The 25,448-nt window shown below is 49.8% G+C and carries 21 protein-coding genes; 14 read left to right on the forward strand and 7 right to left on the reverse strand.

From position 1 onward, the window contains the following. Positions 1-473 precede the first annotated feature (473 nt). A complete protein-coding gene (locus ACBZ72_01000) occupies positions 474-872 on the reverse strand; it encodes a CopG family ribbon-helix-helix protein (GenBank protein ID XES77467.1) in 399 nt (132 codons plus the stop codon). A 123-nt stretch (positions 873-995) separates the two neighbouring features. Between ACBZ72_01000 and ACBZ72_01005 the strand changes: the two genes are divergently transcribed. The 4 genes from ACBZ72_01005 to ACBZ72_01020 all read left to right on the forward strand — a co-directional run bounded on the left by ACBZ72_01005 (position 996) and on the right by ACBZ72_01020 (position 4,515). Beyond that, positions 996-1,931 (forward strand): metal ABC transporter substrate-binding protein, encoded by a 936-nt coding sequence (locus ACBZ72_01005; GenBank protein XES77468.1) that lies wholly within the window; start codon positions 996-998, stop codon positions 1,929-1,931. Between the two features lie 20 nt (positions 1,932-1,951). Further along, on the forward strand, positions 1,952-2,743 hold the full coding sequence (locus tag ACBZ72_01010; GenBank protein ID XES77469.1) for a metal ABC transporter ATP-binding protein: 792 nt from the start codon (positions 1,952-1,954) through the stop codon (positions 2,741-2,743). Further along, complete coding sequence (locus ACBZ72_01015; protein XES77470.1) at positions 2,740-3,555, forward strand: metal ABC transporter permease; 816 nt, start codon at positions 2,740-2,742, stop codon at positions 3,553-3,555. The genes ACBZ72_01010 and ACBZ72_01015 overlap by 4 nt, the downstream gene beginning before the upstream one ends. 120 nt (positions 3,556-3,675) lie before the next feature. Further along, a complete protein-coding gene (locus ACBZ72_01020; protein ID XES77471.1) occupies positions 3,676-4,515 on the forward strand; it encodes a cyclic nucleotide-binding/CBS domain-containing protein in 840 nt (279 codons plus the stop codon). 125 nt (positions 4,516-4,640) lie between these two features. Here ACBZ72_01020 and ACBZ72_01025 read toward each other — a convergent pair whose 3' ends face one another. The 3 genes from ACBZ72_01025 to ACBZ72_01035 form a co-directional block, all read right to left on the reverse strand. Next, positions 4,641-5,255 carry a DUF1638 domain-containing protein gene (locus ACBZ72_01025; protein XES77472.1) on the reverse strand — a complete coding sequence of 205 codons (615 nt, stop codon included), beginning with the start codon at positions 5,253-5,255 and terminating at the stop codon, positions 4,641-4,643. 100 nt (positions 5,256-5,355) lie between these two features. After that, entirely contained in the window at positions 5,356-5,646 is a 291-nt protein-coding gene (locus ACBZ72_01030; GenBank protein ID XES77473.1) for an Lrp/AsnC ligand binding domain-containing protein, read from the reverse strand. 171 nt (positions 5,647-5,817) lie between these two features. Further along, on the reverse strand, positions 5,818-7,875 hold the full coding sequence (locus ACBZ72_01035; GenBank protein ID XES77474.1) for a PQQ-binding-like beta-propeller repeat protein: 2,058 nt from the start codon (positions 7,873-7,875) through the stop codon (positions 5,818-5,820). A gap of 243 nt (positions 7,876-8,118) precedes the next feature. Between ACBZ72_01035 and ACBZ72_01040 the strand changes: the two genes are divergently transcribed. Next, positions 8,119-10,392 carry a bifunctional alpha,alpha-trehalose-phosphate synthase (UDP-forming)/trehalose-phosphatase gene (locus ACBZ72_01040; GenBank protein XES77475.1) on the forward strand — a complete coding sequence of 758 codons (2,274 nt, stop codon included), beginning with the start codon at positions 8,119-8,121 and terminating at the stop codon, positions 10,390-10,392. A gap of 25 nt (positions 10,393-10,417) precedes the next feature. On the opposite strand, the gene ACBZ72_01045 is transcribed toward ACBZ72_01040, so the two are convergent. Beyond that, positions 10,418-11,602, reverse strand: coding sequence for an NAD(P)-dependent oxidoreductase (locus ACBZ72_01045; protein ID XES77476.1), 1,185 nt, complete (start codon positions 11,600-11,602; stop codon positions 10,418-10,420). Between the two features lie 92 nt (positions 11,603-11,694). Further along, complete coding sequence (locus tag ACBZ72_01050; protein XES77477.1) at positions 11,695-11,982, reverse strand: hypothetical protein; 288 nt, start codon at positions 11,980-11,982, stop codon at positions 11,695-11,697. 203 nt (positions 11,983-12,185) lie between these two features. Here ACBZ72_01050 and ACBZ72_01055 point away from each other — a divergent pair, with 203 nt between their 5' ends. The 3 genes from ACBZ72_01055 to ACBZ72_01065 all read left to right on the forward strand — a co-directional run bounded on the left by ACBZ72_01055 (position 12,186) and on the right by ACBZ72_01065 (position 18,045). Continuing rightward, positions 12,186-15,071, forward strand: a complete 2,886-nt coding sequence (locus tag ACBZ72_01055; GenBank protein XES77478.1) for a PQQ-binding-like beta-propeller repeat protein — start codon at positions 12,186-12,188, stop codon at positions 15,069-15,071. 99 nt (positions 15,072-15,170) lie between these two features. Then, complete coding sequence (locus tag ACBZ72_01060; GenBank protein XES77479.1) at positions 15,171-16,367, forward strand: glycosyltransferase family 4 protein; 1,197 nt, start codon at positions 15,171-15,173, stop codon at positions 16,365-16,367. 115 nt (positions 16,368-16,482) lie between these two features. Continuing rightward, entirely contained in the window at positions 16,483-18,045 is a 1,563-nt protein-coding gene (locus ACBZ72_01065) for an amidohydrolase (GenBank protein ID XES77480.1), read from the forward strand. Between the two features lie 78 nt (positions 18,046-18,123). Here ACBZ72_01065 and ACBZ72_01070 read toward each other — a convergent pair whose 3' ends face one another. Continuing rightward, a complete protein-coding gene (locus tag ACBZ72_01070) occupies positions 18,124-19,011 on the reverse strand; it encodes a hypothetical protein (protein XES77481.1) in 888 nt (295 codons plus the stop codon). Positions 19,012-19,070: 59 nt separating this feature from the next. On the opposite strand from ACBZ72_01070, the gene ACBZ72_01075 reads away from it, so the two are divergent. The 6 genes from ACBZ72_01075 (at position 19,071) to ACBZ72_01100 (ending at position 25,444) form a co-directional block, all read left to right on the forward strand. After that, positions 19,071-19,313 carry a ferredoxin family protein gene (locus ACBZ72_01075; GenBank protein ID XES77482.1) on the forward strand — a complete coding sequence of 81 codons (243 nt, stop codon included), beginning with the start codon at positions 19,071-19,073 and terminating at the stop codon, positions 19,311-19,313. Continuing rightward, complete coding sequence (locus ACBZ72_01080; GenBank protein XES77483.1) at positions 19,291-20,394, forward strand: adenosylcobinamide amidohydrolase; 1,104 nt, start codon at positions 19,291-19,293, stop codon at positions 20,392-20,394. Before ACBZ72_01075 ends, ACBZ72_01080 begins: the two co-directional genes overlap by 23 nt. Before the next feature lie 63 nt (positions 20,395-20,457). Continuing rightward, complete coding sequence (locus ACBZ72_01085) at positions 20,458-21,357, forward strand: hypothetical protein (GenBank protein ID XES77484.1); 900 nt, start codon at positions 20,458-20,460, stop codon at positions 21,355-21,357. A 268-nt stretch (positions 21,358-21,625) separates the two neighbouring features. Continuing rightward, complete coding sequence (locus ACBZ72_01090; GenBank protein ID XES77485.1) at positions 21,626-21,868, forward strand: hypothetical protein; 243 nt, start codon at positions 21,626-21,628, stop codon at positions 21,866-21,868. A gap of 152 nt (positions 21,869-22,020) precedes the next feature. Continuing rightward, positions 22,021-23,406, forward strand: coding sequence for a radical SAM protein (locus ACBZ72_01095; protein XES77486.1), 1,386 nt, complete (start codon positions 22,021-22,023; stop codon positions 23,404-23,406). A 154-nt stretch (positions 23,407-23,560) separates the two neighbouring features. Beyond that, positions 23,561-25,444 carry a PQQ-binding-like beta-propeller repeat protein gene (locus ACBZ72_01100; protein XES77487.1) on the forward strand — a complete coding sequence of 628 codons (1,884 nt, stop codon included), beginning with the start codon at positions 23,561-23,563 and terminating at the stop codon, positions 25,442-25,444. The last annotated feature ends 4 nt before the right edge of the window (positions 25,445-25,448 follow it).

Below are 25,448 nucleotides of genomic sequence, written 5' to 3' on the forward strand. Positions count from 1 at the left end.
TTCTTCACTTGCCTTAATAAAAACTTGATTCTGATACGCCCCTGTCAATAAAAGTCAAATGTAAAGCAACCCTTCATTGCATGGGCGATTAAAAGTTGGAGGAAGAAAACGCAAAACCTAATTGCCTACTGTGGTCTGTACTGCGGCGACTGCCATGGGTTTAACGGCAAAATCCCCAATTGGCACGCGACCTCAGAGCCGAACTCAGAAAAGCCAACTACGACAAATTTGCAGCATTCATGGCGCAATAAGGGTTCGGCAAAGATTTCACAAATTACGAAGAATGCTGTAAAGTTGTAGGCGCCATGGTGAATGTTCCGCTGCAAAAGGGCTGCCTGAACGGAGGCGGCTCACTCTTCTGCAAAATCAGGAAATGCCCTCACAAAATAGGTCTATACGGCCTGCGGGCATCGCCCAGTCAAAAAAAAAACAACCTGAAAACGCTTTGAATTAGTTCCCGAATCACCGCTTTTTTATTGCCTTTGGTTTATGATTGCTACTTTGATTTGGTTTATTTGTTCGTTTTTTCTGAGGTTGTCTATGAATTTTTTAATTAGTGGTGCCTTTCCTTTCAGGATTATGACTTCGAGGCAGAAGCCTTCGTGAACGTGGGCGTGAAGGAATGTGGAGACTAAGCCGCCGTAGATGTGTTGGGCTTCGAGTAGGCGTCGGCGGTCGGCGTTTTCGCGGTATATGATGGTTATTGTGGCGGTGGTTTCGCCTTTGAGTTCTTCGATTTGTAGGTCTTCGGTTAGGTATAGGCGTAGGGCTTGGCGTATGATTTCGGAGCGGCTTATGAAGCCTCTTTCTTTTATGTTTTGGTCGACTTGTTCGAGGAGTGTGTCGGGTATGGATAGGCTAACTATGGTCACGTTGGTCCCTCTTTTATGGGTGGTTTTGTTGCTAATATGTTTTATTAATTTTCGTGGGAACACGCCATCAACATTATTAACTTAAGCAAAGTATTTAATAATGTCGAGGTTTCGCACATCCTTATGAACACAAAACAGAAAATGTTCCTCGCAGCAACCATCATAGTAATCATATGCATAAGCGCAGCCTCAGCGTTTCTGCTAATGCCGTCAGAATCTTCCAACCTCAAAATCGTAGCCACCTTCTACCCGCTTGCCTTTCTCAGTCAACAAATAGGCGGCGACCACATAGAAGTAACCCAGCTGGTACCCGACAACACCGAAATTCATTCATGGGAACCCTCTGCCTCACACATTGTTGCCACCCAAGAGGCAGACATCATAGTTTACAACGGCGGAGGAGCAGACCACTGGATGGAAGACGACATCCTGCCCGTTATCTCAAGCACAAAAACCCAAACCATCGTGCAAACAACTCAGGGACTAACCCTTCTGCCAAGTAGCGGAGATGAGCACGACCACGGCAGCTATGACCCCCACACTTGGCTAAGCCCCTATATGGCTAAGCAGCAAGCCGAAAAAATCTACAACGCCATCGTGCAAGCAGATCCCGAACACGAAAGCTACTACACTGAACGCTGGCTCAATCTCAAAAGCACGTTAGAACAGTTAGACGCCGACTACACCACAGGGCTCTCCACCAAACAGAAAGAAGATATTTTTGTGTCCCACGCCGCCTTCGGATACCTTGCCAGCAGATACGGCTTTGAACAGCACGGCGTAATCGGGCTCTCTGCAGATGAGCAACCAAGCGCCGCCGCCATCGCCAACATCGTGAACATGATGAAAGAACACCAAGTCTTCGTCGTTTATGTCGACCCCGTCTACTCCACCCAGTATGCCCAGACAATGAAAAGCGAGTTAGAGGCGCAGACAGGACAACAGGTCACAATTTTAGAGTTGCATTTGATGCTGGGTCCAACAAGCGAAAAAGATTATATTGAGCAAATGCAGACAAACTTGGCTAACCTTAAAATCGGCTTAGAAGCAACATCATAGCCACAAACGGCGAAACAAGAATGATTCAAACTCATCCAGCACCACCCCCTATTTTGGAGACAGAAAACGTCGACGTTTCCCGAACCGGCGAACCCATACTCCAAAACGTCAGCTTCTCCATAAACAAAGGCGACTACGTAGGCATAGTTGGCCCTAACGGCGGAGGCAAAACCACCCTCATCCTTACGTTGCTTAAATTTTTGCCCCGCACCAAAGGCTCCATCCGGCTGTTTGGGTCTGACATTGACAAGTTTTCATCATGGGAAAAAGTTGCTTATATTTCTCAGCAGGCAACCGCGTTTGACAAACAGTTTCCCTTAACTGTTAGGGAGCTTGTGTCGTTGGGTTGCATCCGAAAAGGAAACGTAGGGCGAAGGTTCACCTCTGAAGACTGGGCAGCAGTGGACGAGAGCATCCGCTTCATGGGGTTAACCGACGTCGCCGACAAACGCATTGGACAACTTTCTGGGGGACAGAAGCAGCGGGTTTTTGTTGCCAAAGCCTTAGCCAGAAACCCCGAAATCATTTTCCTAGACGAACCCGTGGTTGGCGTGGACTCCACCACTTTAGAAAAATTCTACAAAAAACTGGGTGACCTTAACACCCAAAAGCAAACCACCATCTTGATGGTCACCCACGATTTGACCTCGGTTTTCTGCCGCATGTCCAAGGTGCTGTGCGTTAACAAAAAAGTCGAAATCGCCAACATAACCAGCGACTTAGACCAAGAAGCGCTTCTGCAAAGAGCTTATGGTGACCACTTCCACTTTGTCTTCCACAAACATGACTGCACGGGAGTCTTTGAGAAGTGACGGCAGTTAACATTTTTGACCTGTTTGGTTACCAATTCTTCCAAAACGCCCTTTTAGGCGGATGCATAGCCGCAGTAGCCTGCGCCACTGTGGGGCTGTTTTTGATTTTGAAGAAGGAAGCCATGATAGGGGATGGCTTGTCGCATACGGCGTTTGGCGGCATCGCCATAGGGCTCCTGTTTGGCATTAATCCCCTGCTAACTGCTTTGGGGGTTAGCATATTGGCGGTGCTTGCGATTTCGTATATGCGCCGAAAAGGCATCGCGCCCTCGGACTCCGCCATAGCGGTCATGTTGGCGTTAGGTTTCTCCACAGGACTCATTGTTATAAGCATAGCAAACGGCTTTAATGTGGAGCTGTTTAGCTACCTCTTTGGCTCGATTTTGACCATTGACCATGCTGACTTGATGATGGTTGCATTGCTGGGGTTGGCAGTTTTGCTGTTTGTAGGCATCTTCCGAAGGGAACTGCTGTCTATGGTGTTTGACGAAGACGACTCCCGCGTCATGGGCATACCCACCAGAACACTTTCGGTAGCCTTCGATTTGCTGGTCGCAGTAACCATCGTGCTCTCCATCAAAGTAATCGGCACCATTTTGGTGGTTGCGCTTCTCGTGCTGCCTGGGCTTTCGGCGCTTAAGCTGGGGCTTTCGTTTAGAAAAACCGTTTTGGCGGCCATCGGGTTTAGCCTCGCAAGCACCGTGCTGGGCATTGTGCTTTCGGCTACGCTAGACATTGCTACTGGCGGATTGATTGTGTTTACGTCGGGGATGTTTTTTGTGTTCACGTTTGTGTACAAAAAACTGGGCTAACATAGGCAATCATAAAACGGCGCCCGTAGCCCTCTGCACATTTTTCAAGTGAAGCCAAACTGTGTTTTGAAATGAAATTTTAATTAAGGGATTGAGCATTATTTATGATGAGGCAGTTTTATGGGAGCATCAACTATAAACCTAAAAAAGGAGTTCCCAAGCATCCTCGACAGCGCATACGCACAATACAAACGTAATCTTTCGCGCTACAAAGAAGCCAAAGAAATCATGACCCGCCAAATCATCACCACCACACCTGAAGCCTCTATGGAGGAAGCCGCCAAAACCATGGGTCAACAACACATCGGAAGCCTAATTGTAACCAAATACGGCGCCCCAGTAGGCATAATCACCGAAAGAGACCTACTAACCAAGGTTTTAGCCAGCGGAAAAGACCCCGCCAAAGAAAACGTCGAAGACGTAATGAGTTACCCGCTTGTCAAAATCAGCGCCGCCGCCCAAATCAAAGCAGCCGCCCAAATGATGATACACCGAAAGGGCAGACTTACCGTTTTTGATGCAGGCGAACTAGTCGGAGTGATCACGGCGTCAGATTTAATTCGGAGCTTGCCCGAGGTTCCTGAAACCGCCGTGAACGTGGACGACTTCATGACGCGGCAGGTTGTCACGGCAGACGAGAAAACCCCTGTTATGGATGTTGCAAAGATTATGGGAAAAGAAAGAGTGGGCAGCGTCATAATCTCTCGCGATGGAGAACCGTTTGGCATCTTTACGGAACGAGACCTGTTGACTGAGTTTTTGGCAAAAGATAAGACATTACATTTGGAGGTTGGACATGCAGCCTCGACGCCGATAGTCACTATTCCGCAGGGTACCAGTGTTCACATTGCGGCTGCTGCTATGGCAATGAAACACATCAAACGGCTACCGGTCTCGACACTGGACAAAATCGTGGGCATAATTACAGCTCGTGACTTGGTTGAGGCATACGCAAAGTAACCAACGGTACAACAATATTGGCTGCATAAGGGGTCGAAAACATCGAGAGACTGCAAAAGGAAAAGGGATAGGTTAGGCTATTTTCGGCTTTTAAGAGTGCTGCAAGCCAGAAGGTGAATCCGCATTTAATCCAGCTTTTCGAAGGCTTCCAAAATCAGTTTCTTCAAGTTGTCTAACCCAACAGTTTTAGTTTCCAAAACTTCAAGACCCAACTGTAATTCTTCGATTTCAGCCTTACCTTTTTCTGCGTCACCCAAAGTGTCCAAAAGCACAATCCCTCTAATTCCGCTGAAAAAACCCTTCAACGCATCCTCAGCCATACCTTCCTGTTTGAGTTTCTCTTGGGCATCACGAAAAAACTCAATCATACCGGGGTCCATGAACATGAATTCGTGGTTTGGGTCTGCCTGCTCAATTTTGCTCTTCCCGCCAAGAAGGCAGTCGATGCAGTTTAAAGCATCAATTTTGACCAAGCCGTATTCTTGGGCGAGTTTTTTCATCTCGCCGTTTAAGCCAAGGCACAGGTCGCCATATACCAAAATCGGTTTATTAGCATAACGCGGCAAAGTGCGTTCAATCATCAGGCGCAGATTTTTCTCTAACAACTCAAAATCTACATGGAACGCTTTTGAAACAAACACAACATCCGCTTCGACCTCATGTTGCGCTCTGAGCTGCTGGATTTCTTTTTTGAGAACACTGCACGCAAGAATACATTTTTTGTGGCGGGGTTCGGGCATGAAATCAAGTCACCATTAATTGTGTTTAGGGGCTAATTTGTTTTTTGAAAAAGCTAACAAAAAAGATTGGGCACGAAGTGTTTAAAAAAGAAGAAGAGGGTTAGGGACGGTATTCTTTGATTGGGGTGGCAGGCATTGTGGTGGTTTCAACTACTCCATCAATTGAGCGGATTTTCTCGCCCACAAAATGGACAGCTTCATCGTTGCTGTTAGCTTCAAACCACACGGCAAAGTCCCATTCTCCAAAAACGTTGTAGGTTGCGTTGAGCCTCACGCCTTCGCTGGGTATCTCGGAGATTTTCATGAGTGAATTGTAGAAGGCTTCAGTTTTGGTGGGATTGAGCTTGACCAGCACAAGGTAGCGCTGTTTGGGTTCTATGGTTTTCTGCATGGTGTTTTCACCGCAAAACGGTAGCTTGCTGGGGGGTTTAAAGTTGTGTGGCTACTTTATGCGACCACAAGCCAAGTAGTCGGCGGGTTTCCTTGTTGCTCAAAAGCTCTGCTTTTTCTTTTAGTTTAGGGTTTATTTTGTGTTTTTCTGGGGCAAAAAAGGGTTTGAAGGCTAGAAACGCCAAAAACGAATTAATTTTGAAGAAGTTATGCGCCTGCCACGTTTTCTCCAGAACAGACCTGCAACCATCAAACTTGCACCTACAGCAACAACGGTAACACCCAGCCAAAACGGCTCAGGTGAACGTGAATTGCCGCTTGAGGACGCAGAGTCTGAGGGTGAAGCCTGCAGCGTATGTGTCGGCTCAGGAGGGGCGGTTAACTGCGAAGATTGCGGTTGCGCTATGTCAGGTGTTGGCGTGGTTGTAGTTGTCGGGTTCGCGGTTGAAGCCTGCGATGGCGTAGCGGAGGGTGCCACAGTGAACTGAATCAGCCCTGAGGTGCCCACAAGCCCTAACTCGTCCTCAGCAAACACCATCAAAGTGTGCTCTCCCGAAGCTAAATCCGCCAGAGAACTGTTGTGAGTAAGAGTCTGGTTTGCTTGCCCGTCTAAACTGTAGCTTGCTGATGCAAGGGGCTTGTTTGCCGTGAGGTTCACGGAGAGGTCGTCGGGTTCAACGCTGTTTTGAAGCAAATTAACCGTGACAAACAAGGGAACTGTGTCAACCACAAAATTCTCAAAGCAAACAGTCTGTGACCGCCCGCTGTTGTAGTCAGCGTCGGCAGCATACAAGGTGATGTTGTGGTTGCCGTCAGGCAAATCGGGGATTGTAGTGTTGCCAGTTATGGTTATGTTTAGGCCTGAATCGATTTGGTAGCCCATCCAGATGGCAGGCTTGTTGAGGGAGAAAAACAGTGGAACGCTACTGTTTGTGTAGATTTTGTTTTCAGGGGACAGAATCGAAATTTGAGGCGGCGTTAGGTCCTCAACTTGCTTTAAAGTTACGCGCCACATGCACGCGTCAAGTCCAGTGAGAAATTGCCCATAGCTTTGCTGGGTGCCCGCCATCAAAAACTGGCTGGAGTTCGGCTGGAGAATGCAGTAAGCACGCGTGAATTGCAAATTGTCCTCGGATAAGGCGTCATAAGTTTTGCTCCACAGAACATCACCCTCTGAATCGGTTATTATTAGGCACGCGCGGTCCCCACACATCGCGTAGCCGCCCTCATTTGTCTGTACAATGGAGTACACGCCCAAGATTCCGCCGTAATCTTTTTCCCACAGCATGTTTCCTTCAGCGTCGGTTTTGACAAGCCAAGGTGAAGAAGAATTGAAACCGCTCGTCACCAAACATCCAGCTAACGCGTAGCCGCCGTCAACCGTTTGAGTCACCGACTCCACATGAGCTTCTGCTCTTGGTCCAGAGTACGTTTGGTTCCACTGCGTTTGACCGTTGGTATCAATTTTGATGAGCCCAAATGCGTTTGGGTTGTCTGTGGCTATCACGTATCCGCCGTCGTCTGCGGGGCTGATTGCTTTGGTGCCTTGCCCAGGGTAGGTGGCGTTCCACTGCATATTGCCCTCGGAGTCAGTTTTTATCACCCAAGTGCTCTGGAAGGATACGTCGGAGTTGGTGTAGCCAGCTAAAAGGTATCCATCGTCAGATGCCAAAGCAATAGTGGTTAATGCGTCGTCTCCTACTCCGCCAAAGGTCACGTTCCACAGCAAAATGCCGTCTACATCAGTCTTCACCAGATAGGCGTCTGAGCCTCCTGCGCCAAATGATTTGGTGTAGCCCGCCAACACATATCCGCCGTCGCTGGCTACAACTATATCTTCTGCCACATCATCTTGGGCGCCACCAAAGGTTTTTCGCCACTCCACAGAATCCATGTAGTAGCTGCCCATTCCGGGAAAGACGTTTAGGTGTGATGCAGTTTTTATGAGCCACACATCCAAGTCGCCTGCGCCCAAAGAAGCTGTGTAGCCTGCAAGCACAGTGCTGTTATCGCTTTTTGATTCTGCAATAGCATGAACCACGTCGTCTTTGTCCCAGCTTACCCCGAATTCGCTACTCAGGTTCAGCATGCCTTGTGATTGACTCTTGTATTCAGCTTGGGCAGGTAACGACCAACAGAGAGTCAGAATTAAAGCTACCAGTAAGACACTGGCAAACGCCTTGCCTTTTGGCATTGGAAAATTGTGCAAGATTGGTTTTTGGCTTTTCACGCGCTACACCAGTTATAACTGTAGGGGGATGGCTTTTATTTCTCTCTGAGGAACAAAGTGTTCCTCTAAAAGAACAACGGTCGTCCCTGTTGTCTTTTAAGTCGTGTTCGCCGTTACTCCGATTCATCGCGGATTTGTCTGTTGGTTACTCCTTATATTGAACCCGACTGTTTTGTTTATTTAGCACAAAATTAATCTTTGATGAAGCGCATTTGTGACGTGTTTTCCTGTAGTGAATCCACAATGAGCCGCTTATTGATAGTTTCCAACAGATTGCCTGTTAACGTTTCTAAAGAGAAGGGGCAACTCCGCGTAGAACGCAGTGTAGGCGGGTTAGCTACAGGCGTCGGCTCAGTTTACAAATCCCAAGAAAGCCTCTGGGTTGGCTGGCCTGGCTACAACGTGCAGAAAATGCAGAAAGACGAGCGCCAACAAATCGTTGAGTTGCTTGCGCAGGAGCGTTGTCACCCTGTTTTCCTTACCTCCCACGAAGTTAAACTGTACTATGGGGGTTTCTGCAACAACATCGTTTGGCCGCTGTTCCACTACTTCAACCAGTACGCGAAATATGACCCAAACTATTGGAGTAGCTATAAGAAAGTTAACCAGAAATTTTGTGATGCCATCATGGAGGTAGCCCAACCTGACGATGTGTTCTGGGTTCATGACTATCACCTTATGCTACTGCCTAACCTGATTCGGGAACGTTTGCCTCAAGCAAAAATCGGTTACTTCTTCCACATTCCCTTCCCCTCCTACGAGCTTTTCAGGATGCTCCCGTGGAGAACCGAAATCTTGGAGGGCATTTTGGGCGCGGATCTTGTTGGGTTTCACACTTACGACTATGTACGGCACTTTCTTTCGAGTGTACGGCGAATTTTGGGCTGTGAGCACACCTTAAACGAGGTGCAAATTGGTACAAGACTTGCTCGCGTGGACATTTTTCCAATGGGCATTGACTATGAACACTTTGTCAACGCCGCCTCAAGCGACAAAGTCAAAAAAGAAGCCGAACGCATCCGGCGAAAAATCGGAGATGGTCAAAAAATAATTCTCTCCTCTGACCGTCTTGACTACACCAAGGGAATTTCGCCACGCCTTGAAGCCTTCGATGCATTGCTCAGTAAGAAAGCCGAATACCGTGGCAAAGTCTCGTTTGTTCTGATTGCGGTGCCCTCCCGAATAAACGTTTCACAGTATCAGACTTTAAAGAAACAGATTGACGAGTTGGTGGGGCGTATAAACGGTAAATACGGAACCACTGGCTGGATACCTGTGCGTTACTTTAACCGTTTTGTGCCCTTTGAGATGCTGGTTGCCTTCTATACGCTTGCAGATGTGGCTTTGGTTACGCCGTGGCGTGACGGCATGAATCTGATGGCAAAAGAATACGTGGCAAGTAAAGTCAACGGCTCAGGTATGTTAATTCTTTCAGAGATGGCTGGTGCGGCTCAGGAGCTTGGGGAAGCCCTCATTGTTAATCCTAATAACCAAGAAGAAATTGTGATGGCAATCGAAAAAGCACTTTCCACGCCTATAGAGGAACAGAAGCGACTTAACTGCGTGATGCAGAAGCGGTTGATGCGTTATGACATCAAACGTTGGGTTCAGGATTTTTTTAATCGGCTTGACGACGCGTGGATTGCTCAAGAACGCAACTCCCAGCATTTAATAACTGCCAAAATTCGAAAGGAACTGGTTGATAGTTATAAACGAGCCAAAAAACGGTTAATCATGCTTGACTACGATGGTACGCTTGTGGCTTTTGCTGATAAACCTGAAAAAGCTGTGCCCACCCCAGAAGTTACCGACGTTTTGAAAGCCCTCTCAGCGTCTTCTTCAAACGAGGTTGTAATCATCAGTGGACGTGACCGCAACACCCTCACAAGCTGGTTTAGTTCACTTGACCTCGCGTTAATTGCGGAACATGGGGCTTGGATGCGGGAACGTTCAGGAGAAATCCGTGCGCCTCAGTTGCTATCCAACGATTGGAAAAAAGAGATTTTGCCCCTTCTGGAGCTTTGGGCCGACCGAACGCCAGGCTCCTTTATCGAAGAGAAACCCTACTCCTTAGTTTGGCATTATCGTAACACTGAGCCGCTTTTGGGATCTTTGCGTGCAAACGAAATCAAAGACGACTTAGTGTATTTGACCTCCAACCTTGGTCTGGCGGTGGTGGAGGGCAACAAAGTGGTTGAAATCAAAAACGCGTCCGTAAACAAGGGTGTAGCGGCGCAGAACTGGCTCTCCAAACTGGCGGTGGTGGAGGGCAACAAAGTGGTTGAAATCAAAAACGCGTCCGTGAATAAGGGCAGGGCAGCCGAAAATTGGCTTTCGAAAGGTGGCTGGGATTTCGTTTTGGCTATAGGCGACGACAGAACGGACGAGGACCTTTTTGAGGCGTTGCCGTCTTCAGCTTACACCATCAAAGTGGGTCTTGTTGCGAGCAAGGCGCGGTATAACTTGGTTTCCCAGCGGGATGTGCTGCCTTTACTGCGTGAATTAACCAGCCCGTGAAAATTAAAAAGAAAAGGCAGGGCGACTACATTTTTGCGTCGCAAACATTGGGGCTTTTTCTCAGCGCCTCGATAATTTTCGGCTCCACCCGTTGATGCAGCACATAAACCGAAACCGCATAGCCACTTTTACCTATCTGTCTTGAATAGTTGGCGCGTATGTTGATGTCGTTTTCAGCCAAAATCTTGTCGATGTTTGCGAAAACTCCTGGGACGTCTCGGTGGTGGATGAATAACGTGTAGACGGGTTTATCTTCGAATTCTATGCTCTCGCCTGCGTTAACCGCGTTTGCAAAGTCTCCGCCAAAAAGGTACCCTGTCACAACTTTGGCGATTTCTATAGATGTCTCGCGCTGTGCCTCCACAGTTGATGCGCCTAAATGCGCCGTGAAGACTACGTTGTCAAGTTCTCTGAGTTTGTTTTGGAATTGTGAGCCTTCACCTTTGGGTTCCTGTTCGTAAACGTCAAGGGCGGCGCCTGCAATTCTTTTTTCTTTGAGGGCATTGTAGAGGGCTTCTTGGTCTATGTTTGCGCCGCGGCTGGTGTTAATTACGTAGGCGGTTGGCTTCATCAAGCTAAGCTCGTGTTCGCCGACTATGACGTTTTTTCCGCCCGTGTGAATGGTGATGTAGTCCGCTTTGGAAAGCACTTCTTCTTTGGGGACGTATTTTATTTTTGACTCTGCATATGGGCAGAGGTCGTAGCCCAAAACTTCCATTTCAAACCCACGTTTAGCTATGTCAGCTAATCTTTGTCCGATTCTGCCGCAGCCCAAAATGCCTAAGGTCTTGTAGGAAAGTTCAGTTCCTTTGAGTTTGCTTTTTTCCCAAACTCCACTTTTCAGGGTCATGTGTGCTTGGGGAATGTTTCGAGAAACACTGAGCAGTAAGCCTATTGCGAGTTCTGCTACTGCGTTGGTGTTTCCGTAGGGTGCAGATTTGACGACGACGCCATTTTCTGAAGCTGCTTCTACGTCTATGTTGTCATAGCCAACGCCTGCGCGGCCAATGATTTTGAGTTTTCCTTTGGCTCCTGCTTGGATGACTTCGCGTGTAACTTTGGTGGCGCTTCGCACAACTAAGGCATCAAAGTTTTCGATGTCTGTGATTAAGGTTTGGGGGTCTCTTTTTTTGGTGTCGACCTCTACTCCGGCTTGTTCGAATAACTGTACGCCTTCTTTTTCTAAGCCGTCATTAAGTAGTACCTTCACTTTTGGTGGCTCCTTGAAATGCTATTAACCCACTAGGATTTAAGTAAATAATCAAAGAACCCCCAAACACACCAGCAAAAGAAGCTTTTCTCCTACTGCTTGCTTTGGGGTTTTGTAGATTTTGTTTTGCTGATGCGGGTTTTGGCGATTTCAAAAGTTGAAAGCATGTTGCAGTAGGGACAGTGCAGGCGGCGTCTGTTGCCGTACCGAAGCGATGTGAGGGTGGCTCCTGGAACCCAGTGGAAGTTGAATTGTTTGCGGCAGTGGGGGCAGGTAAGTCTTGAGGTGTAATGCGGTCCGTATCGGGGTAATAGTATGAAAAACACTGCGAAGCCTACAATAACTATGGGAACAACCGCAGCAAGCAGCAAGTCAATCATGTAAACCAATCATCCAAGGGAAAAGTTTCCTTATTAACGTTCCCTGCACTCGCGGGGTCTTTTGATGCTTGGTTGCATAGGCGCTGGTTTGTGGATTTGTGTATGTTGCAAAAGGTTTATAGTGAAACTACCCCCTATTGAACATGCAATCGAGGGGACATCCAAGTGTCCTGTTGCTGCAGCAGGTTCTCTGGGGCTGAGGCATGAAAACTCTAAAACTTTCAAATATAATCGTCGTAATTGTATTGCTGGTTATGTTGGATGTAGCGTTTTTCGCTGGGTACGCACAGGGGCTTTCGCCTCAATCCAATGTTTCTGACCTCTCCGTCTCCTATGGTGACTTATCTCACTATGAATGGCCACAATTTACTGGTGATGACGCCTTTACCCATTACTCGGATGGTCCTGCTCCTGAAGCTCCCGACATAATGTGGACTGCTAACATAACTGGCATACAGCCCTACATTTCGGCTTTCAACAACAAAATCTACGTCTGCACTCACACCACCGTGTATGCTTTAGACGCCTCGTCAGGTGCTCTTGTCTGGAATTTTAACCTGTCCACTCCCTTAGAATGGCCTGCAGTCTACAAAATCGATGGACACCACATGGTCATAGGTAACACCTGTCTTGACCCCGATACAGGCGAAGTCCTGTGGACAAGCTCAATTTTCAACGCAGGACCCGTACCCCTGTTTAACTATAACGTTTACAGCCCTGAAGAAAAAATGTTCTACACCTTAGCCTACTCATACGTGCAGGGGTGGAACTTCTCTAACCCAAACATCCCGCCTAGATTGGTTTGGGAGACCTACGTTTCAGGCAGCGGACAAGAAGGCTCCGGCATCCAATACGGCGACGGCAAAGTCTTCCCTGGCTCCTTCCAGTCCCACCAGATGGCGTTGGATGCCAAAAACGGTTCAGTGCTGTGGGACACCAACACGAAGGCATCCATGATTTTCTCAGGAACCTACTACGACGGCAAATTCTTCCGCGGAGGCGCCCACGACAACACTTTCTACGCGTTTGACGCTGAAACAGGCGACATAATCTGGACCTACAGCGCGGACACCGAAGACGGCTACTTCTGTACGGGTGTTGCAGCAGCCTACGGCATGGTTTACGAGCCTAACCGTGACGGCAACATTTACGCGTTTGATGCAAACACTGGTATCTTAGTCTGGACGTATTCTGGTCCCGGGCCGATGATGTTTCCAGGTAACCCTACCATCGCCGACGGAAAGGTCTATGTGACGACTGGTCAAGCTGCGGCTTATGGAGATGTGAATAACACTGCTTCTGAGTTTGCGTGTCTTGACGCATACACTGGGCGGGTCCTCTGGAAGTTGCCTATTGAAGGGTTTGCGCCCCGTGAATCTGTGGCCATCGCCTACGGCAATTTGTACATGATTCCTGGCAACGTAACCACCGCTGTGGACACCATCTCTGGGGCGGAGTATTCAACGGCAAACCAAGTTTGGGCCATCGGCACGCAAGCGTGGCCTATGTTTCGCCATGACTCCGCGCACTCAGCTGCGGGTCAGTCCGGGCCAACCAGCCTAACCTTACGGTGGAACTTTGCCACCAAGGGCGCTGTGGTTTCTTCGCCAAGCATAGCTGATGGAGTTGCCTACTTTGGTTCCCAAGACAAATACATTTATGCTGTGAATGCTCGGGACGGGGTGCTTTTGTGGAAGTATCTTACACATGACCGTGTTTCTTCTTCTCCCGCGGTGGTTGACGGCAAAGTCTACACTGGTGCGGATGACGGGTTCGTTTACTGCCTGAACGCCGCAACTGGCGACCGTGTTTGGGCTGCGTATGCGGGTGGTGAACAGCAGGGCAACTTTAACGCGGCAGTCCAGTTGCGCTCCTCACCAACTGTCGTTGATAACCGCGTTTACGTTGGCTCCCTTGACAACTCCACCTACTGCTTGAACGCTTCCGACGGCTCAACTGTCTGGCAGTACCAGACGCAGGGCTACATAACCTCAACCCCCGCTGTTGTTGACGGCGCCGTTTATGTTGTTGCGCAGGAGCCCCTTTCAGGAGCCCTCTACAAACTGAACGCGGCTGACGGCTCCATAATTTGGAAGCACCTTATTCCCTACGAGCCGGTGTTCATCGGCGGCACCGATATGCATGCGTCGCCAACCGTTGCCGACGGCATGGTGTTTGTTGCTTCCGACGCTTCCGCCTATTACGGCATAAACGCAGTCACAGGCGAAACTGTGTGGAGCTACAAGGACCCCGAAGCAGCAGAATTCATTGTGTGCTCCCCCATATACGTGAACGGCAGGGTCTTCATTGTGGACAAATTCTCCATCGTTTGCCTTAACGCTTCGGATGGCAACATGGTCTGGAGCAGCTTCACTGGAGACGAGTTGTATGTCTCGCCTAGCTACGCGGACAACAAGCTTTATGTGGTGACGGATGAACGCCACGTTTGGGTCTTAAACGCCACAGACGGCCAAAAGCTTGGGTTATTCACGATGGACTCTAACAGTTGGTCTGCCCCCAGCATCTACGAAGGCCGCGTCTACGTGGGCAGCAACGACTGGAACGTCTACTGCCTTGCAGACTACCCCGCGTTAAGCAGCAACCTCACCGTTACTCTAGACAAAACCGAAGTGGAAACCGGCGAGTTAGTCACGGGGTGGGGTCAGTTCACGCCTTCAATGCCAAACACCACCGTAACGGTTATGATGGTTAACCCTGACGGTGAAGTGACAAACGTGGACGTTGACACCACCGCGACTGGAAGCTTCACCTTCACCTTAACGCCCGAGGTCGTTGGCAACTGGTCGATAGCGGCAGAGTGGATTTCTGACAAAAGCTTCTACCGCTCCACAGTCAGCGAGATGGCTATGTTACTGGTGAATGCTCCTCCAACCCCCACGCCGACCGAAACCCCCACCGAAACACCTACACCAACGCTTACGCCTTCTCCTGAGCCAACTCCTACACCCTTTGAGCAGCTCAAGTTCGCTGGGGTACCCATGCTATACGTCTATTTCGCAGTCATCGTGGTCCTGATTGTTATCGTCGTTGCCTTTGGGTACCTGTACATGAAAGGCAGCCGAAAATAGCCGTCCAACGAATGCATTAGCCTTCTGCGGCGTTTCTTTCAGGGAAACGTTTTATACAACAAACAACGGACATGAACCTAAACGCCAAGTGGTTCCTCCATGAGCAAACTTCGCCTCGCCGTGTTTAACACTCAACCGCCTCACCTGTACCTTGGCGGGGTTGAACGGCGAATTTTAGAGGTGGGCAAGCGGCTTAGCAGCGAGGTGGAATTCACCGTTTACAGCGGCACCAAAGCTGGCTTCCAAGAACCAACCACCGTTAACAGCGTTACAGTTGTGCCGTGCCGCAGCACCGACCGCGTTTTTCCACTGGACAACTGGACTTTTAACCGTACCCTCGCAAAAATGTCTCAAACCATAAACGCTGCCGTTTACGAATCCCACACCGTCAGCGGCTACGGCATCCAAAATGCCCTCAAAAAACGCGGTGCCCACGCGCCTTTTATCACCACGGTCCACGGGGTTTTGGCTGACGAGTACGCTCAAGCCCAAGCCCGAGGTGCCGAATCGGCAAGGGCTAAGGCGGTAAATTACTTCATGAAGCGCCTAGCCAAAATTGAAGAGGAATCTGCCAAGAACGCAACTTTGGTTGTGACCATCAGCGAGTATTCAAAGCAGAAAATCGTGGACCTCTACGGGGTGGATCTGCAGAAAATCCGAATTGCCCCTAACGGGGTAGACCCGCAGAGGTTTCAGCCCAACCCTGAAGGTCTCTCTGCTTTCAAGGCGCGCATTAGTGCGGGTGAGCGGCAGGTGGTTTTGTTTGTGGGCAGATTGATACCCCGCAAAGGGCTCTGCTACCTCATCAAAGCCGCAAAGCATGTGGTTAACGAACGCAGCCAAACCCTGTTTGTCGTAGTTGGTGATGGACCCCTCAGAAGCCGCTTGGAAGCGGAAGTGGCTCAAGCAAACCTTTCAAGAAACTTTGCCTTTCTGGGGGATATTTCCGAAGCTGACCTGCCCGCCGCCTATGCCTGTGCGGATGTTTTTGCTTTTCCCTCAATCCAAGAGGGGCAGGGCATCGCGTTGTTGGAGGCGCAAGCGTCGGGGAAGCCTGTGGTGGCTTTCAAAGTGAGCGGTGTCTCAGAAGCTGTCATAGACAGCGAAACGGGGCTGCTTGTGGCGCCCGCAGATTCCCACGCGTTGGCGGAGGCTCTTTTGCGGTTGCTATCCGATGATGCTTTGAGACAAAAAATGGGCATCCGCGGCAGGGAACACGTGTTGGGGGCGCTGACTTGGGATGTGTGCGCACAGAAAATGCTTCAAGTTTATCGGGAAGCACAAATGACGTTTTAAGTTGCCTGTAGGTTCGTTTGTGTTGTTCTGAATTTTGTGGGTGCACCAGATGCTTTTTAAAGTAAGTCTGCCCCTGAATTTGTCACGAACTCACTGCCCCAAGGAAATGTAACTGGTGAACAGCGAAACGTTAGCTGACCTTGTCTTACTTGACGGAAAAATCTACACCCTCAACGACGCCTTAGCGTGTGCGGAAGCCGTAGCAGTCAAAGGCGACCGCATAATGAAAGTTGGCACCACTGAGGAAGTCAGCTACCTCATCGGAAAAAACACCCAAATCGTTTACCTCGACGGAAGAACCGTGCTCCCCGGCTTTATTGACACTCACATTCACGTGGCAGATTTCGGTAGGTTTCTTATGTGGATGGATTTGGCGGCAAACTCCATCAGCCAAATGCAGGTTCAGCTGGGCAAACGACTCGAAAACGCCCAGCCGGGCAAATGGGTGGTGGGCAGAGGCTGGAACGAAACCCGCTTCACCGAAAAACGTTTGCCAACCCGCCGCGACCTCGACATAATCTCCCCCGATAATCCCGTGCTGTTTTACCATCAGAGCGGGCAAATCGCATTAGTTAACAGCAAAGCCTTAGAATTGGCGGGCATAACCAAAGCAACCGAGCCCCCCTTGGGTGGATTCATTGACCGAAACGGGGCGGGAGAGCCGACGGGGATTTTACGGGAAACCGCCACGGATTTGGTTTGGAAAATGGTTCCTGAACCCAGCTTGGAGGAGCTTGTGGAAGCTGCGGCTGTGGCTTGTGAAAAAATTGTGGCGGCAGGCATCACGAGCATTCATTGGTTGGCGGAGTCCGCGATGGATGTAAAGATTCTTAAGCGGCTACTGGAGACGGAGCAGATGCTGCTGCGGGTTTACATGGTTACTCCTGCGAGTCTGCTGGGCGAATCCGAGCTGATGGATGGATTAAGGAAGGGTAACGCACGAGTTGGTGCGGTTGAGGTTACTGTGGACGGCTATTTGGCATCGCGGACGGCAGCGTTGTCTAAGCCTTACTTAGAAGGCGCTGAGGGCAGCGGTAAACTATCCTGCTCCCAAGATGAGTTGGTTGCTTCTGCGCAGAACGTTGTGGAGCGGGGTTTCCAGTTGGTTATGCATGCAATGGGTGACAAAGCCGTCGACGTAGCATTAAACGTAATCGAATCCGCCGCTGGACAAGGCAGACACCGTATTGACCCCGCCGCACTTCTAAACCCCCTGTTGATTGAGCGACTTAAGAAAGCCAAGGTGGTGGTTTCGGTGCAGCCCTTGGTTGCGGTCTCTGAGTTTTCAATTTACGACGCGGTGGACCATTTAGGGAAAGAACGGGCGCGATGGCTTTACCCGCTCAAAACCCTTTTCGGTGCAGGGGTGTGTGTCTGTGGTGGTAGCGACTGTCCCATGGAGCCTTTAAACCCCCTTTTGAACATACAGTCTGCGGTAACGCGGCGGTTTTACCCTGAAGAGCAACTAAGCGTGGATGAGGCACTGCAGATGTACACCACCAAAGCCGCGTACGCTTCAGGCGAAGAAAAAGCCAAAGGCTCAATTGAAGAGGGTAAACTGGCGGACTTCACGGTGCTGGCTCAGGACCCGCATGAAGTTCCAGTCAGCAAAATTCAAGACATACCCATAGAGATGACGGTTATCGGCGGGAAAGTGGTTTTTACCCGCTCCAACTAACCCGCAGGATTCGAAGACGCAGACGGCGCCTTGGTTTATGTGTTTTATTTAGAAAATTTTGAAAGGGAAAGTGGTTTTCTATGCGTAGATTTCTGCCCATTTTTCCACTATGCGCTTCATCTCTGGCAGGTCATATTGGTTGAGCCAGTTTTGGAAACCGCTGTTCTGCACTGCGAATTTGGCAATCTGTCTTGCGTTTTCAGAGTCATGCACCAACAGCAGCACCCCCATCAAGTCATGCCTGCTCAGGTAAGCCACCGTCTTTAGCAGGGCATCGGTTTTTTCGTCAGTTAGCATTTCGCCGCTGAGCTCCACCACGACTGGTTTTTTGAGCAGTTTAATGAAGTCTCGGGTCAGCAGGTCTACCCAGTAGTTTGTCAGGTAATCCCTCGAGGACAAGGGCACATGAAAGTAGTCCACCATCGGCGCGATGGCTTCAAAGTCAATCCCAAAACGCTCCTTAGCCATGAGTGGGTCAGGGAACATTTCAACCGAGAAAGTGCCTTTGGTGCGGTCTTTGGCTTCTGCTAAAAACTCTGTGACCGTTTGAGCACGCCAGTCTATCCAGTCAAGTCCGCTTTTGCGCCAGAGTTCCATACATCGGGGGCAGATGCAGAATTCTTCGTCGGGGAAGTGGTACAGGTTCATGGTTACGCCTTCAATGCGTTCCCTGTTGAGGCTTTCCACGTAATCCAAAATTTTTGAGCGGTACTCGGGGTTAGTGGGGCAAACGTAGTCAAAAGGCAAATTGAACAGCCTGTTTTTCCGCAGCGCCGCCCCGTTCTTGGAAACCGCCGCGATGGAGGGGTCTTCACGGATGGCTTTGGCGTCGCAGAAGCATGTGGCATCGTTCTGCATGTCTTTGGCAGCTGGGAACGCTTGTCCGTCAGCCCATTTGGAGTAGTAAACGTGGAGGTCGTAGCCTTCTACTTTTTCGGGGGCATAGGTGACTAATCCAATTTTCATGTAGAGTTCGCCTGCGCGCAACAAATATATCTGTGTGGCTTAATAAGTTGTTGATTCCGATGGACACTCATAGGGCACATGTAACAATTGACCACGCTAAATGCATCTCTTGTGCAGAGCTACTTTGTGTTGGTGTCTGCCCCGTAGGCATCTTAGAGGAAGGAGAAAACGGCAAACCCGCAGTCTCCGACGAAACCGCCTGCACGCAATGCGGCATATGCGCAAACTTGTGCCCTGTTCAAGCCATCACAGTGAACAAGGAACCTAAACCCGATTCAGGTGACCCCTCTGAAGGAGTTTAATCTGGAAGCAAAAGGCACAAAAATGCTCCTAAACGAAAATGTTCTCGCTGTTCTTTCCGAGGAACCTCTCAACACCGTAAGCTCCGCCTTCTACAACGGCGGCGGCATAAAACAAGTCCGCGCAATCCTAAACGTTGAGGTTCCCAAAGGCTACGGCGACCACAACTTGCACTCGGAACCTGAGGCGTTAGTGGTTGAAACCTCCAAACGACTCGGCATCAACGGAGACTTCATCAGCATGGTCACGGCGGCGTGCGTGCACAACTTCGCTTTGGCTTCAAAACGCGCCGACGGTATAGGCGTCAGCGTAATTGCAACGGCGGCTGATGATGCGGGAAACACCTGCAACTTTGCCGAGTCTGCGGGAGAAGAGATGAACATACAGGTTATCGGTGGAACCATAAACATAATCGTACTTATCGACGGCAACCCCACCGAAAGCTGCCTTGTCAGCAGCATAATCACCGCGACCGAAGCCAAAAGCGCCGCTATGCTGGAGCTGGACATACGCAGTCGCTACACGGGCGACGCCGCCACTGGAACAATCACCGACGCCATTGTGGTGGCAGAAACGGGACGCGGTGAACCCATAGTTTATGGCGGACCTGCCAGCCCGTTGGGGCAGCTAGTGGGTTATTGTACCCGCAAAGCCGTTAAAGAAGCCATAACTAAAGGCGAAGAATGCAGTCCCTACAGGTCCCTGCTGGGGCGATTAGACGCACGGCATCTGCCGGTGAGAAAACTAGCTTATGAACTCTCCAAAGTCAAAAGCCTCAACGTGGACAAGCAGGATTTGGCGGTTTTGTTTTCCAAGCGGATTCGGGAAGACTCCGTGTTTGCTTCTGCTGTGTTGGCTGCGGTTAAGCTGAATGAAGATTTTGAGCGGGGACTTTTGCCTTCTCAGTTTACGGATTTAGCCGCGTTAGGCAGGAGTTTCGGGGAACTTTTATCAAAGAAAGGCTGCTCCTCGGCGCCTTTTGTGTTTTCTGATGCGGAAGTTAAAGCGGTGGCTTTGCCGCCTTTTCTAAAGTTTGCACTGCTTGAGTTGGCAAGAAATGCGCTTGCTGAGGGCGGAAACTGAAAACCTTAAATAACCTGCAAAATCAATTCGGTAGCATTAAGGACACATTGAATGGTGAAAAGTTTGAAATTTGGCACATTTCTTTATCAACCTGAACCTGCTCAAGGCGTTGAATACAACTTCTACCGTTTGAAGTCAGAGTCAGGCATTGTTGGCAAACCAAACCCCGAAATGTACACTAACATTGCATGCTTTGGCGACAACCACATGGCTGCTAAGCGTCCCGACTGGGTCTCCGTCAGCTCATGGGGGCCGTCACTGCGCACTAACAAACGCTTCAACCTCCGCTGGGATGTCGTCTGCATGACTAACCCAGAAGCCCGCGAATACAACCTGAAAATCATCGCGGAAAGCGCCAAAGTCACCCCCGGAATCAGCATCAGCAGCCAGCACTTCGCCGACCAATACTTCTGCACTTGCCCCCGATGCATCGAGCAGCAACGTAAAAGCGGTTTAAGCTGGGTTGAATGGCGCGCAAAAACCGTAACTGACTTCCTTGCGGAAGTAAAAGAAATCGTCTCCGGCAAACCCCTCTTTGTAAACCTGCTGCCTGATCCATTGCTTGGTAAACTGCGTTTCGGCTACGACTTTGACGCTTTGGCACAGTACGCTGACTACTTTGTCATTCCCATGTTCAGCAAATCCTACCCGACTCCATGGTACTGGGAAACCATCGCAAGAGGCTTCAAGAGCCAACTAAAGAAACCCTTCTTCGTGAACTTTTACGTCCGCGGACCAAACGAAACTTGGGACACTGTTGCGACAACCAAACAAATCATGACGGTTGCTACCCGTGTTGCAAGGCAGGGTGTTGACGGCATCCTTTTCCTAGCCGAGAAAGCTGAGTACATCGCAAAGTTCCAAAAAGAAGCTGCCGCTGACAAAGAAACCCGCGAGTTCCTCAAGGGTCACGGCGGCGACGAAGTCCTCGAATTGTTTGACCGCTGGGAAAAAATGCAATAAGCATAACCCCTTTTCTTTTTCTTTCATTTTCTTGCCCTGTTTTTGTTGCTTGTTGCTTCTGTGTGAATCCACATACTCCTATTAGGATTGTAAACCCAGTAGTTGTATGTGTTCCAGTATCATACTTGGAGGATTAGGCGTTAACAAAACCGTGGAAAACATGTCCCCCCATTCCCCAGTGAACTCCACTTTTAAGCTCCACGCCAAGTTAACCACCCCTAATCCCCCAAACACGTTTTAGAAAAAGTGCTGTAAGGAGAAAAATAGCATGTCTGTTCCTCTAAGTTTAAAGAAAACCGAACAAGAAATCGCCCGCGAACTCGCCCAGTCCAACATCAAAATCAACTTTAAAATCCTCAACTTCTGCCAAGAAAACCTTGACGTGCAGTATCGCCTTTTTAGTAATCAGATGCCGCTTCAAGGAACCGAAAAAGAAGCCCGAGCCATAGTGGATAAACATGTGAATGCATGGAAAGCAACATGCGCTCACCTTCCCGTTTTGTGCACCTAACGCTGAACGCGGCGCTGGACTTTCAAGAAACAAAGTTGGGTGGCTGTAGTTAGTGGTGCTTTGCTGCCCATTAAACTGTTTCTTTGGTTTTCTAAGAAAACGTTATATTCCCTCCATACGCTTCTATTCCCTGCAGAAGGGCACTTTCCAACATGAAAATTACCCTAGTTAATCCTCCCTACCCTCCCAGCGTCCACTCTCACCCGCCATTCATCCCCCTTGGACTTGCATACCTAAGTGCAGTTGCTGAACAAGCTGGACACGAAATTACCGTCATCGACTGCCAAGCCGAACACCTCGACTACACCGCCTTCAAAACTCGCCTCAGCAACGCACCCTCCGACGTCGTCGGCGTAACTGCCACCACCCTGCTCTACAAGTCCGCCATGCACCTCATCGACATCGCACGAGAAGTTCACCCCGACTGCGTTACCATGCTGGGTGGAAGCCACGGAACCTTCTGGGACGAAAACGCCCTTAACGAGTATCCCAGCCTAAACATCATCGTCCGACGCGAAGGCGAAACCACATTTGTCGAACTCCTTGAAAAGCTCAAAGAAAAAGCCAGCCTAAGCAAAGTTTTAGGCATAACCTACCGCAACAAGGATGGCAAAATCATCCGCACCCCCGACCGTCCCCTCATCGAAGACCTCGACGCCCTCCCCTTCCCCGCCCACCATCTTATGCCTCTGGAAAGCCTCAAGCGCATGGGCAAAATCCTCTTTCCCCTCATGACCAGCCGCGGATGCGTTTTCTGGTGCGATTTCTGCAGTACCGTCCGCATGTTTGGGCGAGGCTACCGATGGCGCAGCGCCAAAAACGTTGTTGACGAAATGCAGCTTGTTCATGACAAGTATGGCGTGGACCAAGTTACCTTCTACGATGACGCCTTCTCTGTGGACCGCAACCGCGTCCTAAAAATCTGCGAAGAACTGCACCGGCGCAAGCTGAACATGATTTGGGACTGCGGCACACGCGTGGACATGGTGGACCGGGAAATGCTTAAAACCATGAAGGATGCAGGCTGTATTGCGGTTTGGATGGGCGTTGAATCTGGCTCCGAAGCCATTTTGGGTGCTATGAACAAGAAAATCAAGCTAGACCAGACCCGTGCAGCTTGGAAAACCGCCCAAGACGTTGGCTTAATGACCATCGCAAACGTAGTGTTGGGTTTTCCGGGAGAAACCGAGCAAACCGCTAAAGAAACCATCAACTTTGTCAAGCAGCTTAACCCTGACGATGTTGGTTTCTATGTGGCTACGCCTTACCCGGGGACGCCATTGTATGACCAAGTCATCAAGAACGAGTGGCTGCGCATCACGGACTTTGACAAGTTCGACACTGCTGGACCCACGTTTGAGACGCCCTGGCTTTCGATGGAGCGGCTGGCGGAGCTTCGCTATAAAGCCTACCAGCAGTTTTATTTGCGTCCAGGCTACGTTTTGAAGATGATGCGCCGAGGCGGAACCTACGGAATTTCGGCAGTGAAAACCTCCGCAGCATACGCACTTAGGGCTATGCACATAAAACTCTCCTAACCTTCTAGGAAACTTTGGTTTTTTCTTGTTTTCTGTTTAGGTCAAGCTTTCTTGACTAACCCGTCCACGCTTTAGTCGCCTTTTGGTCAATGAACCTTTACAAAAACCCATTTATCCAAACCCGCCAGAGTTTTAGTTGGCTAAGGGAATACCTATGACAAAGTTCAACTCCGCAAAGCTACTGCTACTGGCAATCCTCCTATGCACGCTCATGTTCTCTCCAACGTTAATTTGCCTCAACGGCAGCGAAACTCCCCAACCCACCGCGTGGAACAAAACCTTCCCCAGCAAACAAGGCTCAGGAAACTGCGTTATTCAAGCAGCCGACGGCGGCTACGTGGTTGCAGGAACAAACAACAGCGAATCCTTGCTCCTCAAAACCGCCGCCACAGGCGAGCTTTTATGGAGCAGAACCTTCGGCGCAGGTACCGCCAACTGCGTAATTCAAACCAACGACGGCGGCTATCTTCTCGCGGGAAACAGCACCTCTGCAACTCTGGTGAAAACCGATGCCCAGGGCAATTTGGTCTGGAGCAACGTGTACTTGGAGCAGCAGGGGGTGCTTTGCACAAACGCGCTCATTTCAACCAGCGACGGCTGCTTTGCGTTTGTTGGTTCCCTTTCTAATAAAACTGGTTTTTTCATCAAAACTGACTCCGAGGGTAATGAGTTGTGGAGTCAAATCTACAGCATGCAAACTTTTGACATCCGCTCCCTGAAGAACCTTCAGGATGTGGTCCAGACCGATGATGGCGGCTACGCGTTAGCTGCTTCTGGTTGTATGGCTAAAACTGATTCCGCGGGGGACGTCCAATGGACCCGCGACGTAGGCGGCGACCCCGCGTTCCTGATTGCAACCCCTGACGGCGGGTACGTTTTGCCTGGAACCCAGAGCCTCTCCTATAATGACCTGCTGGTGAGGTCCAGTCTTCTGGTTAAGACTAATGCGGAAGGGGATTGGCAGTGGCGCAAAGACCTCTTTACCGGTCAACGCAACGAGTTACTTGCGGCAACCCGCACCGTTGACGGCAGCTACTTTGCTGCCGGTTCTGTACGTGAACCCCCCGAAGACTCCACTGATTATAGTGTTCCTTTTTTGCTGCTTGATAACTGCGTGGCAGGGGTTGTAAAAGTTGATGCAGACGGCAACCTAATCGGAAACCTGACTTACCCACCAAAAGCTGGTGGTAGCAATTACATTTTCTCAGTAATCCAAACAGAAGATGGCAACTGTGTTTTCACGGGTTCTTTGGGAACCGGAGAATCGGAATCAGACATCTGGCTTGTGAAAACCGAGATTCAGCCCTTTCCTGACCTTACTCCTCCCGATATCACAATTTTCTCGCCCAAGAACTTCACCTATTCAGGTAGTGCATACCTTACTTTCAAAGTCAACGAGCCCACTGCATGGATAACTTGCAGCTTGGACGGAAAACCTGCTGTGTCCATAGCTGAAAACCTCACTTTAACTGGTTTAACCAATGGCTCCCATACGATAGTAGTTTATGCTGGTGACCTGGCGGGAAACAATGGGGCCTCTGAGCCGGTTTTCTTCGCAAGCCAATCTAACGTGGACGCCCAGAATAGTACGCCCAATCCGTCAGTTTTGGATTTGCCCCCAGCAGACTTTCTTGACATTACAATCGTTTCACCCCAAAACCAGTCCACTTCAGAAACCGCAGATGTCCCCCTAACTTTTCTTCTCAACAAAACCGCCTCCTGGACGGGCTACAGCTTAGACGGACAAACCACCGTAACCATCCTCGGAAACGCCACAGTTCCCGCATTACCTAACGGCACCCACCGCCTAACCCTCTACGCCAACGCCTCCAACAGCAACGTTACCGCCTCTGAAACCGTCGAATTCGCTGTTGCTGCACCCGAAGCCCAGTTTCCCGGGAGCTCCCTGTCTTCACAACCCGACTATACAGCCTCAATTTTGGCTGCTGCCTTAATCGCGGCGGTTTTGACCATAACGGCGGGGTGTCTGCTGTTGAGGCGAAAACCTGCCCCAAAAACGAAACAACCCATTCGGTGAACAA

It is taken from the genome of Candidatus Bathyarchaeia archaeon (assembly GCA_041447175.1).
Lineage (GTDB): Archaea > Thermoproteota > Bathyarchaeia > Bathyarchaeales > Bathycorpusculaceae > JADGNF01.